15 protein-coding genes are annotated in these 13,156 nt (G+C 69.2%); 7 read left to right on the top strand and 8 right to left on the bottom strand.

Annotation, left to right across the window (positions count from 1 at the left end; genetic code table 11):
• Nucleotides 1-21 precede the first annotated feature (21 nt).
• Nucleotides 22-735: a ferritin-like fold-containing protein gene (locus tag CA982_RS20530; protein ID WP_086537090.1), complete on the bottom strand. Its 714-nt coding sequence runs from the start codon at nt 733-735 to the stop codon at nt 22-24.
• Between the two features lie 288 nt (nt 736-1,023).
• On the opposite strand from CA982_RS20530, the gene CA982_RS20525 reads away from it, so the two are divergent.
• Together CA982_RS20525 and CA982_RS20520 are read left to right on the top strand one after the other, a co-directional pair.
• Nucleotides 1,024-2,661 (top strand): DEAD/DEAH box helicase, encoded by a 1,638-nt coding sequence (locus CA982_RS20525; protein WP_086537115.1) that lies wholly within the window; start codon nt 1,024-1,026, stop codon nt 2,659-2,661.
• A 10-nt stretch (nt 2,662-2,671) separates the two neighbouring features.
• A complete protein-coding gene (locus CA982_RS20520) occupies nt 2,672-3,946 on the top strand; it encodes an Rv3212 family protein (protein ID WP_086537089.1) in 1,275 nt (424 codons plus the stop codon).
• A gap of 49 nt (nt 3,947-3,995) precedes the next feature.
• On the opposite strand, the gene CA982_RS20515 is transcribed toward CA982_RS20520, so the two are convergent.
• Both CA982_RS20515 and CA982_RS20510 read right to left on the bottom strand, forming a co-directional pair.
• Nucleotides 3,996-4,784, bottom strand: coding sequence for a ParA family protein (locus tag CA982_RS20515; protein ID WP_086537088.1), 789 nt, complete (start codon nt 4,782-4,784; stop codon nt 3,996-3,998).
• Between the two features lie 130 nt (nt 4,785-4,914).
• Entirely contained in the window at nt 4,915-5,346 is a 432-nt protein-coding gene (locus tag CA982_RS20510) for a hypothetical protein (RefSeq protein WP_086537087.1), read from the bottom strand.
• A gap of 107 nt (nt 5,347-5,453) precedes the next feature.
• Between CA982_RS20510 and CA982_RS20505 the strand changes: the two genes are divergently transcribed.
• A complete protein-coding gene (locus CA982_RS20505) occupies nt 5,454-6,404 on the top strand; it encodes a diacylglycerol/lipid kinase family protein (RefSeq protein ID WP_208618043.1) in 951 nt (316 codons plus the stop codon).
• Here CA982_RS20505 and CA982_RS20500 read toward each other — a convergent pair.
• Nucleotides 6,341-7,621: an MFS transporter gene (locus CA982_RS20500; RefSeq protein ID WP_086537085.1), complete on the bottom strand. Its 1,281-nt coding sequence runs from the start codon at nt 7,619-7,621 to the stop codon at nt 6,341-6,343. The two genes, CA982_RS20505 and CA982_RS20500, sit on opposite strands and share 64 nt — an antisense overlap.
• Before the next feature lie 413 nt (nt 7,622-8,034).
• Between CA982_RS20500 and CA982_RS20495 the strand changes: the two genes are divergently transcribed.
• Entirely contained in the window at nt 8,035-8,289 is a 255-nt protein-coding gene (locus CA982_RS20495; RefSeq protein WP_004023450.1) for a WhiB family transcriptional regulator, read from the top strand.
• Nucleotides 8,290-8,411: 122 nt separating this feature from the next.
• Here the strand turns inward: CA982_RS20495 and CA982_RS20490 are convergent, their stop codons facing one another.
• Nucleotides 8,412-9,917, bottom strand: a complete 1,506-nt coding sequence (locus CA982_RS20490; protein WP_086537084.1) for a sensor histidine kinase — start codon at nt 9,915-9,917, stop codon at nt 8,412-8,414.
• A gap of 42 nt (nt 9,918-9,959) precedes the next feature.
• A complete protein-coding gene (locus tag CA982_RS20485) occupies nt 9,960-10,175 on the bottom strand; it encodes a biotin/lipoyl-binding carrier protein (RefSeq protein WP_033206071.1) in 216 nt (71 codons plus the stop codon).
• A gap of 222 nt (nt 10,176-10,397) precedes the next feature.
• Here CA982_RS20485 and CA982_RS27210 point away from each other — a divergent pair, with 222 nt between their 5' ends.
• Entirely contained in the window at nt 10,398-10,472 is a 75-nt protein-coding gene (locus CA982_RS27210) for a 50S ribosomal protein bL37 (protein ID WP_369758845.1), read from the top strand.
• Between the two features lie 91 nt (nt 10,473-10,563).
• On the opposite strand, the gene rsrA is transcribed toward CA982_RS27210, so the two are convergent.
• Nucleotides 10,564-10,851, bottom strand: a complete 288-nt coding sequence (gene rsrA / locus CA982_RS20480; protein WP_004023453.1) for a mycothiol system anti-sigma-R factor — start codon at nt 10,849-10,851, stop codon at nt 10,564-10,566.
• Nucleotides 10,848-11,654: a sigma-70 family RNA polymerase sigma factor gene (locus CA982_RS20475; protein ID WP_086537114.1), complete on the bottom strand. Its 807-nt coding sequence runs from the start codon at nt 11,652-11,654 to the stop codon at nt 10,848-10,850. The genes rsrA and CA982_RS20475 overlap by 4 nt, the downstream gene beginning before the upstream one ends.
• Nucleotides 11,655-11,829: 175 nt before the next feature.
• On the opposite strand from CA982_RS20475, the gene ybaK reads away from it, so the two are divergent.
• The gene (ybaK, locus tag CA982_RS20470; RefSeq protein ID WP_086537083.1) at nt 11,830-12,327 is read left to right on the top strand and encodes a Cys-tRNA(Pro) deacylase; all 498 of its coding nucleotides are present in this window, start codon (nt 11,830-11,832) and stop codon (nt 12,325-12,327) included.
• 49 nt (nt 12,328-12,376) lie between these two features.
• Nucleotides 12,377-13,147, top strand: a complete 771-nt coding sequence (locus CA982_RS20465) for an SOS response-associated peptidase (protein ID WP_086537113.1) — start codon at nt 12,377-12,379, stop codon at nt 13,145-13,147.
• Nucleotides 13,148-13,156 lie beyond the last annotated feature (9 nt).

Below are 13,156 nucleotides of genomic sequence, written 5' to 3'. Positions count from 1 at the left end.
ATCGGGGAGGTCAGGTGCGGCTCAGTCGAGTCCGAGGTCGGCCATCCGGTCGGCGTGTTTGCCCGCGACGACGTCGAAGAATCCCGCGACACCCGTCAGCGAGCTGGCTCCGGCGAACAGCAGATCGGTGACCTCTTCTTCGGCGGCGAGGACCCACTGTGCGTGTGTGATGGCCTCGCCGAGCAATCGGCGGCCCCACAGGACGAGCGCCGATTTGATCGACGGGTCGGCTTCGACCGCTGCCCGGACCTGATCCCGCGCGAACTGCGAGTTGGCGGTCTCCGACATGACCTCGGCCATCACGGCCTGCGAGTCAGGGGGCAGCATGTCGGAGAGTTCCGCGTAGAAGTCGGCCGCGAGTCCGTCACCGACATATGCCTTGACCAGCGCTTCGTACCAGGTCTTCGGCGTGGTCGCCCGGTGGTATTGGTCGAACACCGAGCGGTAACGCTCGACGGCCTCCGCGGCCCCCAGCCCGGTCATCGCCTCCACCCGCTCGGCGAGGCGGTCGAAGTGACCGACCTCGGAGGCCGCCATCCGGGCGATCGCGATCCGGCTGGGCACGTCCGGGGCCATCGCCGATTCCTCGATCAGCCGGTGGAAGGCGGCGAACTCGCCGGCCAGGAGGACGGCGAACAGCTTCCCGATCGCCGAATCCCGCTTCTCGGCCGACGCCACCGAGGTGGACGTCGCAGGTGACGGGATCGACTCGGAGGGGTCGGGTGCAGGCGCCATGAGGTGATGGTAGCGGGCCGCCGGCGGGCACCAAGTACACTCGACGGCGGTGCACTCCGACGGGACCCCCCGTCGCTTGCCCGCTGAGCTGCGCGAGGAGCGCGTGCTCGCCGGCGCGAGCGTGTGGATGTGACGACGGCGTCGCTCGCGGGAACTGCGAGTTCCTCGCGATACCCGGTCACATCCCCGGTGCCACTACGACATATGCGCGTGCACTTTCGAGCCATCTTCGTGCGCGCACCGAAACACATCGCGCGCAGACCGGCCCAGAAAGGCACACACCAGCACATGAGCGATTCCGCCGTGCAGACGACCATCGTCGACGACACCCACACCGCGCCCACCTTCGCCGAACTCGGCGTCGACGAGCGTATCGTCTCGGCCCTCGCCGCAGACGGCAAGACCCACACCTTCGCGATCCAGGAACTCACCCTGCCGCTCGCGCTCGACGGCCACGATCTCATCGGTCAGGCCCGCACCGGCATGGGCAAGACCTTCGGCTTCGGCATCCCGCTGTTGCATCGCCTCGCCCATGCCGAGGAGTCCGGGGTCCGCCCGCTGGACAACACCCCCCGCGCCTTGATCATCGTGCCCACGCGCGAGCTGTGCGTGCAGGTGACCGGTGACCTGCAGGTCGCGGCGCCGTCGCTCGAGGTCACGCTCGCCGATGGGAAGAAGCGTCCGCTGAAGGTCACCTCGATCTATGGTGGCCGTCCCTACGAGTCCCAGATCGCCGAGCTGCAGTCCGGCGTCGACGTCGTGGTCGGCACCCCGGGCCGGCTCCTCGACCTCGCCCAGCAGGGCCACCTCGTCCTCGGCAAGGTGTCGATCCTGGTCCTCGACGAGGCCGACGAGATGCTCGACCTCGGCTTCCTGCCCGACATCGAGCGGATCATGTCCGCGCTGCCGACACCTCGCCAGACGATGCTGTTCTCGGCGACCATGCCCGGACCCATCGTCACCCTGGCCCGAACCTTCCTGAACCGGCCGACCCACATCCGGGCCGAGAACGCGAACGACTCCGCGGTCCACGACCGCACCAAGCAGTACGCCTATCGTGCCCACGCGCTGGACAAGGCCGAACTCGTCGCCCGCATCCTGCAGGCCGACGGCCGCGGCGCGACGATGATTTTCACCCGCACCAAGCGCACCGCGCAGAAGGTCGCCGACGACCTCGCCGAGCGCGGTTTCAAGGTCGGCGCCGTTCACGGTGACCTCGGCCAGGTCGCCCGCGAGAAGGCTCTCGGCCGATTCCGCGACGGCACCATCGACGTGCTGGTCGCGACCGACGTGGCCGCCCGCGGCATCGACATCGACGACGTCACCCACGTCATCAACTACCAGTGCCCCGAGGACGACAAGACCTACGTGCACCGCATCGGCCGCACCGGTCGCGCCGGCCGTACGGGAATCGCGGTGACCCTCGTCGACTGGGACGAACTGCATCGCTGGGAGCTCATCGACAAGGCCCTGAACCTCGGCATCCCGGACCCGCCGGAGACCTACTCGACGTCGGAGAACCTGCGCGAGGACATGTCGATTCCGGAGTCGAAGACGGGTCGCATCGCCGCGCCCAAGCCTGCTCGCGATCCGGACGAGAAGCGGACGACACGCGAGGATCGGGAGCCGCGCAAGCGCTCGACCCGCACCCGCCGGCGCACCCGGGGCGGACAGACCGACGGCGACTCGACATCGGTGGCATCCGGTACCGAGTCCACCTCGACCGAGTCCGCCGGTTCGGCCGACGCGGCGCCCGCCGACGCCGGCACCCCGGCCGGTGACGGCACCTCGGCCGGTGACGGCACCTCGAAGCCGCGCCGCCGCCGTCGTCGCCGCGGGGGCGCCAACCGCACGCCCGCCGGCGACCAGACCGCGTCATCCGGCAGCGAAGCGAGCGCCGAGTCGTCAGCGGCCGTCGCCGACTGACCTGACCCGCGTGGCACGAGTCAGGCCCGAGCGGCGCCGCCCGATCGATCTCGCGGTCACCGCGGCCATCGTCGTCGTCGTCGCGGCCCTGTGTGTGACCGCCTGGGCGCTCAGCCCGGTCCGGCACACGACCAGCGTGCAGGCCCAGGGCGAACCCACTGCCGTCCAACCGGCGCAGTCCGTGCCGGAGCGCTTCGTCGCCCGCTGGCAGGCCGACTCCGACGCCACCGCTGCCCCGGCCATCGGTACCGCGGTCGTCGTCACCGGCAACGGCGGACGGGTGGTCGGGCACGACCCGGCCACCGGACGCGAACTCTGGTCGTACAGCCGCGATCTCGATCTGTGCACCGTCGGCACCGCCTGGACCGCGAGCTCGGACCTGGCGCTGGCGGTGTACCGGAACAGCCGCGGATGCTCGGAGGTGACCGCGCTGGACGCGGGCACCGGCAGTCGTCGGGGCGCCCGCACCAGCGACGCCGATTCCGAGATCCGGCTCGCGACCGATTCGGGATACGTCGTCGCGCAGGGCCCCCGCCGGATGGAGACCTGGGGTTCCAATCTCGTCCGCGGCATCGAGTACGGACGGGTCGAGGCCCCGGTCCGCCCGGAGGATGCGCCAGACCGCGCCGACTGCGAGTTGTTCTCCTCGACCGTGTCCGGCGATCGAGTGGCCGTCGTGGAACGCTGCACCGACGACCCCGGGTACCGGCTCACGGTCCTCAGGGCGGTGCTCGGGAGCGACGAGAACGTCGAACAGTACGGCTCGAGCCTCATCACCGGGGACGTGAGCGGACCGCCGCCGGTGGTGATCGCGATGTCGTCCTCGGGAATCGCCGTCTATGACGGTGGGGCCGCGCCGGCCGAACCCCCGACGATCGGCGCGGAGAGCGGACCGGCGATCCGGCGCTTCGACACCGACGGCGTCGCGGCCGGGACCAACACCGTCGCCGGCGACGCCACTCCCCCGGCAGGGAGTGTCCCGATCTCCTCCGACGGGGTCGTCACCTACTGGACCGGCAAGGCCACAGTCGTCCTGAACGCGCAGACGCTCAACCCGATCTACCAGGTCCCGGGCACGCTCGGACCCGGCCAGGTGATGGCGGGCCGGCTCCTGCTGCCGAGCGCGACGGGGATCAGCGTCCGCGACGTGGCGACCGGACGGGAGATCCGGTCGATCCCGCTGGCACGGACGCAACCGGCCGCGCCGGTGGTGAGCCTGCGTGTGCTCGGCGACGTCGTGATCGAACAGCACGGACCACGCGTGGAGGCTTTCGGCCCGGGCTGACCGGCGACCCGAACTGCCTACCTCGGAGTCCCGACGTCGGACTTCGACCTCAGACCTCGAAGGTGCCGACCTTCTCGCCGGCCTCCCAGTGCTTCCACAGATTCTCGGCAAGCGTGCGATATGCCGTGGCGCCCTTGTTCTTTCGGCCCCGCATGACGGACGTTCCGGATGCCGAAGCCTCCGCGAAACGCACGGTGCGCGGGATAGGCGGGTCGAGGACCGGCAGATCGTAACGATCGGAGACGTCGGCGAGCACGTCGCGACTGTGCGTGGTGCGGGCATCGAAGAGGGTGGCCACCGCACCCAGCATCGTCAGATTCGGGTTGGTGATCTGCTGGACCTCCCGCACGGTGCGCAACAGCTGCCCGACGCCGCGATGGGCGAGCGTCTCGCACTGCAGCGGCACGATGACCTCGTCGGCCGCGGTCAGACCGTTCAGGGTGAGCACGCCGAGCGACGGCGGGCAGTCGACGATGACGACGTCGAAGTCCTCGCTCACCTCGGCGAGCGCCCGCTTGAGCGCGTACTCCCGACCCGGCCGCATCAGCAACAACGCCTCGGCGCCGGCGAGATCGATGGTCGCCGGGAGCAGGGTGACCTTGTCCTCGGTGTCGAGCAGGACATCGGCGATCTCCTCGTCACCGAGCAGCACGTCGTGGACCGAGGAGCTGAGCTGGTCGGGATCGTGCCCGAGCGAGAAGGTGAGACAGCCCTGGGGGTCGAGGTCGACGACGAGCACCGAGACGTCGAGGTCGGCGAGGGCGGCCCCGAGAGACTCCACCGTGGTGGTCTTGGCGACCCCACCCTTCTGGTTGGCAATCGCGAGGATGCGCGTCATGCGCCCTACTGTACGACCGCCCGCCCCGGGATCGTCGGATGAGAGCACGGGTCGGCTGCCCGGAGCGCGCCGGCGAGGCGTGCGGCTCGCCGGGCCCGCCTCCCGGGAGAGGTGTCCGTCGGCCCGGCGGTCAGCGGTCGGGTTCGAGATCGTCGGCGAGCCAGCGAATCGACGCCGGGCTGAACAGCATCACGAGGGCCGCCAGGGCGGCGAGGGCGAGCGGCACCCCGAACACCGGCCATCCGCTCGTGAACAGGTAATACGCCACCGGCAACAGCAGGATCTGGGCCACCATGGCGATCGAGCGACCCCAGCGTCGACCGGCGAGCAGGGCGAGTCCGCCGACGAGTACGCCTCCGCCGATGATGCCGAACCAGGCCGCGGTGCCGTAGCCGCTGATCGTCGTCTCCTCGTGCCCGGCCAGACCCCGGACCACCAGGATCACCGCGACCACAACCCCGACCAGCCCCTGGACCGTGGTCACCGCGCCGGCGATCTTGATCTGGCGCGGGGGCACCGACGGATCGGTGTCGGACTCCGGACGGCCGTTCTCGGTGCTCACCGCCCCAGGATATTTGGTGCGTTGACGCGCGCCGCCGCGGGTGTGCCCACGGGGCGCGATTACGCGGGAGCGGGGCCCACCCCATATCCTCGGGTGTCGTGCGCGTCATGCTCATCGTCAATCCGTTCGCCACCGCGACCAGTCCCGCTGGCCGCGACGCGCTGGCGCACACCCTGAGCGCGCACTTTCACCTCGACGTCGAGTTGACCACGCACCGCGGACACGCGTTCGAACTCGCCGCACGCGCTGCCGCCGAGAACTTCGACACCGTGATCGTGCACGGCGGCGACGGATCGGTGAACGAGGCCGCCAACGGACTCCTCGACCCGCCGTCGAGCAGCGACCCCGATCGTGGCCGTCCGGCATTGGCCGTGATTCCCGGCGGCAGCGCCAACGTCTTCGCCCGCACGCTGGGGATCGACCCCGACCCCCTGCTCGCGACGCAGCAGATCATCTCGCTGCTCGACGCCGGGCAGAGCCGGCGGATCGGGCTCGGCCACACCGACGACCGGTGGTTCCTGTTCAACACGGGCATGGGTATGGACGCGGTGGTCATCCACGCGATGGAGGACAAGCGTCACGCGGGCAAGGCCGCGACGCCGGCCCGCTACCTGTGGACCACGATCAGCAGCTTCCTGAAACAGTCCGGGTCGTCGGCCACCTTCGACGTCGAGATCCCCGGGCGCGAGCGGATCGTCGGCGCCCGTTTCGGTTTCGTCTCGAACACCAGCCCCTGGACCTACCTCGGACCGCGAGAGATCCGCACCAACCCCGACACCGGCTTCCACACCGGCCTCGGCGTGTTCGTGGCGACCTCCACCGGCGTGCTCCGCAACCTCCCGTTGGCGACCAGGCTCCTGTCCCAGGCAGATCCCAAGGCGCGTCACCTCTTTCGGGACGACGACGTCGACGAGGTGAGCTTCCACGCCGAGGCGCCGATCGACGTACAGATGGACGGCGACTACATCGGGGCGTTCCGCGACATACGGTTTCGTCATCGCCGCGAGGCCCTGACCGTCATCGCACCCCCGATCAGCAACGCCGAGACCACGACGTAGGGCAGCGCGGCGACGGCGAACAACCCGGCAGGCCCGAGCCACGCCGACCCCGCCGCCCAGCCGGCATAGGCCAGGATCGCGACCAGCTCCTCACCCATTCCGGCCAGCGAGGTGACGGTGGCGCGCGACGTCGAACTCAGCCGGTCCTGCAGTTCGGCGTCGGCGACGACCCGCGCCCACCCCAGGACCCCGAACGCGGCGGCGACGCCCAACGCCGCCGCCGGATGTCCCCACAGCGCCGCTCCGATGAGCACGACGGCACCGAGGCCCACGGCGGGTCCGATCGCGGCGACCGACCGGAACCGGCCCGCGGCGAGCGCGCCGGCGATGTCGCCGATCGACACCACGATCATCAGCAGCGCGACCGCGACCGGATCGCTTGTGGGAGACCCGTCCCCTGTGACACCCGCGGCATCGGCCACGAACGACCCGATCAGCAGTGGGAGATACTCATCGAGCGCCGCGACCCAGGTCAGAACCACACCCAGCAGCAACATCCGGCGCGCCACCGGCTGAGTCCGCAGCGACCGCCGGCCGCTGCGGACGATCGCGAGCCAGCCCGGCCCCGAGTCCGTGTCCGGGTCCGTTCGGGCGGCATCGGCCGGATCCGGCTCCGTCCCGTCCTCGACGGGCACGCTCCGGCCGGCGTCGTCCACAGCGGTACCGTCCCGCCCGGCGCGCGTCTCGGACAGCATCGCCGACATCAGCGAACACACGAGGCAGGCGACGACGCTGGCGACGCCGACCGCGTCATAACCGCCCCACGAGAACAGCGGCGCGGCCAGGGCGGTGCCACCGACGACCCCGAGCGCCGCAGCCGCACGCATGCGTCCGGACAGGCGTGCGTAATCCCGCGAGCGGCCGAGAAGGGCGAGCTCGTCGAAGACCAATGCCTGCGTGGTACCGGACCGCAATGAACCGCCGAGGGCCCACAGGACGAATCCGGTGGCGAAGGACAGAAACGACGGCGCCACCGTCCACAGAGCGAAACCCGACGCGGTGACGAGCGGACCGACGATGAGCAGCTTCCGCCGGGACAGGCGGTCGGCCAGCACACCGGTGGGGACCTCGACGATCACCGACGACGCCGACCAGATCACGAACAGCGCCGAGATCTCGGCGGACCCGAGGCCGGCGCCCGGAACCCCGGGGTCGGCGAAGAGAACGGCGTAGAGCGGATAGAGCGGGATGAGGTCTTCGAAGAGGGCGGCACCCACTGCCGCGGCGGTCAGCCTGCGGTGGGTCCGCTCAGGCGGTGTGGATCAACATCGTCGGCGCATGTGGTGAAGAATACCCTCGCGCGTCCGGCCACGTCACGAGCGATTTCGGCGGCCTCGGGGTCGCGACCAGCAGAAAGTCGTCGACGCAGCGCCACGAGACGGGTAGGCTACTACACGGCCGTGAGACAAACGGCTCGGACCCCCCTCCAGGGGCCCGTTGCCGAAGTGCTAGGCGGGCGAGTGATGTTGCCCACGTGTTAAAGCAAACCCATTGACTTCGGCTCGATTCGTGAAAGTATTCACAAGCAACAACGCGGAAACATTTGGTGCGCCGCGTGAACTGAGAGTTACAGCCAACAATCACCAGCACGACGATCGAGTGGTGCAAACGCGCCCGAAGGAGTAGAGGAATGGACTGGCGTCACAAGGCCATCTGTCGCGACGAGGATCCGGAACTGTTCTTCCCCGTGGGGACCAGCGGCCCGGCCATCGCACAGGTCGCCGACGCGAAGCTCGTCTGCGCACGGTGCCCCGTCACCGCCGACTGCCTCTCGTGGGCTCTCGAGTCCGGCCAGGACGCCGGCGTCTGGGGCGGCATGAGCGAGGACGAGCGACGCGCCCTCAAGCGCCGTACCGCACGTACGCGTACCCGGAGCAGCGTCTAGGCCTCATCGGCCGGCACTGTTCCGGATTCGAAGAAACCCGGCCCCGGCCGGGTTTTTTCGTGCTCGCGCTCGTCACGTCCGGCCGAAGCCCCTGCCGGCCAACCGGGTTCGCGGCCGGTGCCTCAAGACCGCAGTGGAATGTACACACCCACTTCGGTTCCCGCGCCGCCCGGATTGGCGCGGACATCGAGCTCGCCTCCGAGTTCGATGGACACCAGGGTCTTCACGATCTGCAGGCCGAGGTGATCCGAGGTCGACAGGTCGAACTGTTCGGGCAATCCGGAACCGTTGTCACGGACCGCTATTCGCAATCCACGCACATCCCGCTCGGCGACGACCACGATCTCGGCGTCGTCGTGCGGCGCCCCGTCGAAGCCGTGTTCGATCGCATTCTGGATGAGTTCGGTGAGGACCATCACCAGCGGCATCGCGAGTTCGGCGGTCAGCACACCCAGCCGATCCCGATGGCGCACAGCCACCCTCGCCTCCCCCGACGCGACATCGACCAGGATCGGCACGAGCCGATCGACGACCTCGTCGAGGTCGACCTCCTCATCGACACTGCCCGACAACAGCTCGTGGACGAGCGCGATGGAGGCCACCCGGCGGACCGCCTCGTTGAGGGCCTCCCGGGCGTCGGAGTTGGACGTGCGCCGCGCCTGGAGCCGCAGCAGCGCCGACACCGACTGCAGATTGTTCTTCACCCGGTGGTGGATCTCCCGAATGGTGGCGTCCTTGCTGATCAGCGCGCGATCACGCCTCTTGACCTCGGTGACGTCGCGGATCAGGACCACGGTGCCGGTGATGTCCCCCCGCGGACGGAGCGGTACCGCGCGGATCAGGGCCGTGGCACGCCGGGCGTCGGCCTCCACCCGCATCCCGATGTCCCGGTAGGGGCCGGTGGGGATCTCGGTCACGCCGGCCGCGATGTCGAGCATCAGCGCCACGTCGTCGGCTTCGAACGGCTCGGTGATGAGTTGTTTGACCACGTCGGACAGGTGCGTGTGATTGAGTTCGGCGGTCCACCCCATCCGGTGGAAGGCCGACAACGCATTCGGGCTGGTGTAGGTGACCATCCCCTGCCCGTCCAGACGCACGAAACCGTCGCCCGCGCGCGGTGTCGACAACCCGCGAGGATTGCCCTCCTCATGCGGGAATGTCCCATCGGCGACCATCTGGCACAGGTCGTCGGCAGAGTCCTGGTACGCGAGTTCGAGCGGCGACGGCAGACGCGGGTGGGTCAGATCGACCGCCCGGGTCGCCACGGCGATCACCTCGCCGTCGTGGCCGACCGGGACGGCTTCCTGCCGCATCGCCGTCGCGCCGAACCAGGTCGGGTCCTCGTCGCGGAGGACGCGGTCGGAGGTGAAGGCGCGCAGCACCTGCGGATGCGCCTCGGTGTCGATGACCCGACCGACCTCGTCGGTCGGAAAGACCGTGGAGGCGGTGTTGGGACGGCACTGGGCCACGGTGACCACCGCCCCGGACTCCGTCCGCACCGACAGCAGGAAGTCGGCGAACGACAGATCGGCGAGAAGCTGCCATTCGGCGACGAGCCGTTGCAGGTGGGCCGCGGCGGAGTCGGACAGCGTCGTGTGTTCGGCGAGGAGATCGGAGAGGGTCGACATCTCAGGGCACGGGAGCGTCGAGCGGCCGGCGCGGGCGCGTCACTACTCGAAGACGGCGATCACATCGCCGGCCTGGATGACATCGCCGACCTCGACCTTGACCTCGGCGAGCGTGCCCGGCTCCTCGGCCAGCACGGGGATCTCCATCTTCATCGACTCGAGGAGGACCAGCGTGTCGCCGACCTCGATCTGCTCGCCCGCAGCGACGCGCACCTCGAGGACACTCGCGACGATCTCTGCCACCACGTCTTCTGCCATGCACCCAAATTAGCCCACGACGCCGTGCCCGGAAGCCTCGGTGCCGGGGGCGTGGGCGGAGGTGTTTTTGGCGCATGGGAGAATCCCTGAGACACTGTGATGTCCCGATCAGCCGGGATGTCCTCCCCGGCCGATGTCAGGGTTGTCTCAGCACACGGTGCGAACCAGTACACGGTGGACCCGCCTTCGGCGGCGCCCGCCCCGCAATGAAGGAGATGCGTCATGGGAAAGCGCGGACGCAAGAAGCGTGCTCGTAAGAAGAACGCTGCCAACCACGGCAAGCGCCCCAACGCCTGATCACCGCTCATCGCGGTATCGGCGAACGACCACACGAAAAAGCCCGGGCACGGCCATCAGGCCGCCCGGGCTTTTTCCTGTTCTCGTCGCGTCAGCGTTCGGATTCGGTGACCTCGTGCACGATGACGGTCTTGCGGATCTCGATGCGCAGACGGTCGCGCAGCCCCTGCGGGGCCTGATCGCCACCGCACTTGCGGTTGACGAGCGCCTTGAGCTGCTGCTCGATGCCGTAATGCGCCAGGCAGGACGGGCAGGAGTCGAGATGCCCCTGGAGGCGTTCGCGCGCGTTCTGGTCGCACTCGTTGTCGAGCAGGAGCCAGACGTCGGCGATGACGGCGGAGCAGTCGAGCTGGGTCAGCTCCGGATCGACGTCGCTCATCGGGCCACCTCCGCATCCGTCACGCGTGCGGAACGGTTGAACCCGCGCTCACGCGCCACGTCGGCCAGCAGCTCACGCAGCTGGCGGCGTCCGCGATGCAGTCGGGACATGACGGTACCGATCGGGGTGTCCATGATCTCGGCGATCTCCTTGTACGGCAGGCCTTCCACATCGGCGTAGTACACGGCCATCCGGAAGTCCTCCGGCAATTCCTGCAGCGCGGCCTTGATCTCGTCGTCGGGAAGGGCGTCGAGCGCCTCGATCTCCGCCGACCGCAACCCCTGCGAGGTGTGCTCGGCGGTCGCGGCGATCTGCCAGTCGGTGATCTCGTCGGTCGGGTACTGCGCGGGCTGACGCTGCTTCTTGCGGTAGCCGTTGATGTAGGTGTTGGTGAGGATCCGGTAGAGCCAGGCCTTGAGGTTGGTGCCCTCCCGGAACGAGGCGAAAGCGGTGAACGCCTTGATGTAGGTCTCCTGGACCAGGTCTTCGGCGTCGGCGGGATTGCGGGTCATCCGCAGTGCGGCACCGTACATCTGGTCGAGCAGCGGCAGCGCGTCGCGCTCGAACCGCTCGGTCAGCTGCTCCGGCGACTCGTTCGGATCGGCCCGGCGGGGCGCCTTGGCGGTCCCGGTCCGGCCGGTGTCGGACGACTCTGTGTCGGATGCTTCTGTGTCGGACACTACGATCCCTTCGATGGGAGGCATCACGGAGATGTTGTCGATCAAGCTTACCGACCCGTCCCCCACCGAGAGCGACCTCGGTTCGGCGTGCTGCGGGAGTTCCATCACGGCCGCTGTACTCATCTGCCTCCCGACCTCCTTCGTGTCCGTGTGCGTACGTCCGTTGTCCGAACAGTCCCAACAGAGCACGACCGGCGGTTTGTTCCCGGGTCGTCGTCCTGGTCGCGGCACGCAGTCCACGGCCACGGCGTGTCGAGTCCCCACCACGACCCAGTACCCCACCAGGAGGTGACCGACGATGGCTTCCACTCCGGCGATCGCCGCACTCGAACGCGCTCGCATCGCCCACTCCGTGCACCGGTACGCGCACGATCCTCGTTCCGAGGCCTACGGCGCGGAGGCCGTCGCCGCACTCGCCGAGGCCCTCGGCGTGCGGGCCGAGCAGATCTTCAAGACCCTGGTCATCGAACTCTCCGGCGGCGACCGGTCCGGTCTCGCGGTCGCGGTGGTCCCGGTGCCCGACAAGCTGTCGCTGAAATCGGCGGCGGCCGCGCTCGGTGCGTCCAAGGCGACGATGGCCGACGCCAAGGCCGTCACCCGGACCACCGGTTATGTCCTCGGCGGCGTGTCCCCGGTCGGCCAGCGAACCCTGTTGCCGACCGTGATCGACTCCTCGGCCACCGGGTTCGACAAGGTGCTGTGCAGCGCGGGTAAGCGCGGGCTCGAGATCGAACTGGCCCCGGCCGATCTGGTGTCGATCACCGAGGCCGTGGTCGCCGACATCGCCGCCGGTTAGTCGTCGGCTGTCGGAACGGGCGGCGCACCATTAGGGCAGCATGGACATCATGTGCGGACGCTATGCGGTGACCACCGACCCGGCGAAGCTGGCAGCGGAGATCGATGCGGTCAACGAGGTACCCGAGCCGGAGGGTGAGGACGCCGCCGATCTCGATGCGGCGCCCCGGTCCCCTGGTGTGAACTACAACGTCGCGCCCACGACGACCGTGATGACCGTCGTCAAGCGACACTCGCCCGACAACCCCGACGACGATCCGTTGCTGCGCATCCGCGCGATGCGCTGGGGCCTGGTGCCGCCGTGGGCCAAAGAGGTCGGGAAAGGGCCGCTGCTGTTCAACGCGCGCGCCGAGAGCGCCGCGGAGAAGAGTTCGTTCCGGTCGTCGGTCAAGTCGCGGCGCTGCCTCGTGCCGATGGACGGCTGGTACGAGTGGAAGAAGGGGCCTGCCGACAGCAAGGGCAAGCCGACGAAGATCCCGTTCTACATGTCCCCACAGGACGGAACCCGCCTCTTCATGGCGGGCCTGTGGTCGGTGTGGCATCCCAGGACCGGTCCCGACGCACCCGACCAGGCCCCGCTGCTCAGCTGCTCCATCCTCACGACCGACGCGGTCGGCGAGCTGCGCGACGTCCACGACCGGATGCCACTGATCATGCCGTACGACAACTGGGATGCCTGGCTCGATCCGGATGGCCGGGCACCCGACGACCTGTTCGCCCCGCCGGCCGAATCGCTGGTCGACGCCATCGCGATCCGCGAGGTCGCCCCGCTGGTGAACCGCGTCGCCAACAACGGGCCGGAGCTGCTGAACCCGTTGTGACACTCGCCG

Source organism: Gordonia lacunae (assembly GCF_002149015.1).
In the GTDB taxonomy this organism is placed as follows: domain Bacteria; phylum Actinomycetota; class Actinomycetes; order Mycobacteriales; family Mycobacteriaceae; genus Gordonia; species Gordonia lacunae.
Note: the sequence above shows the minus strand (reverse complement) of the source record. Positions and strands in the feature narration are given on the sequence as shown.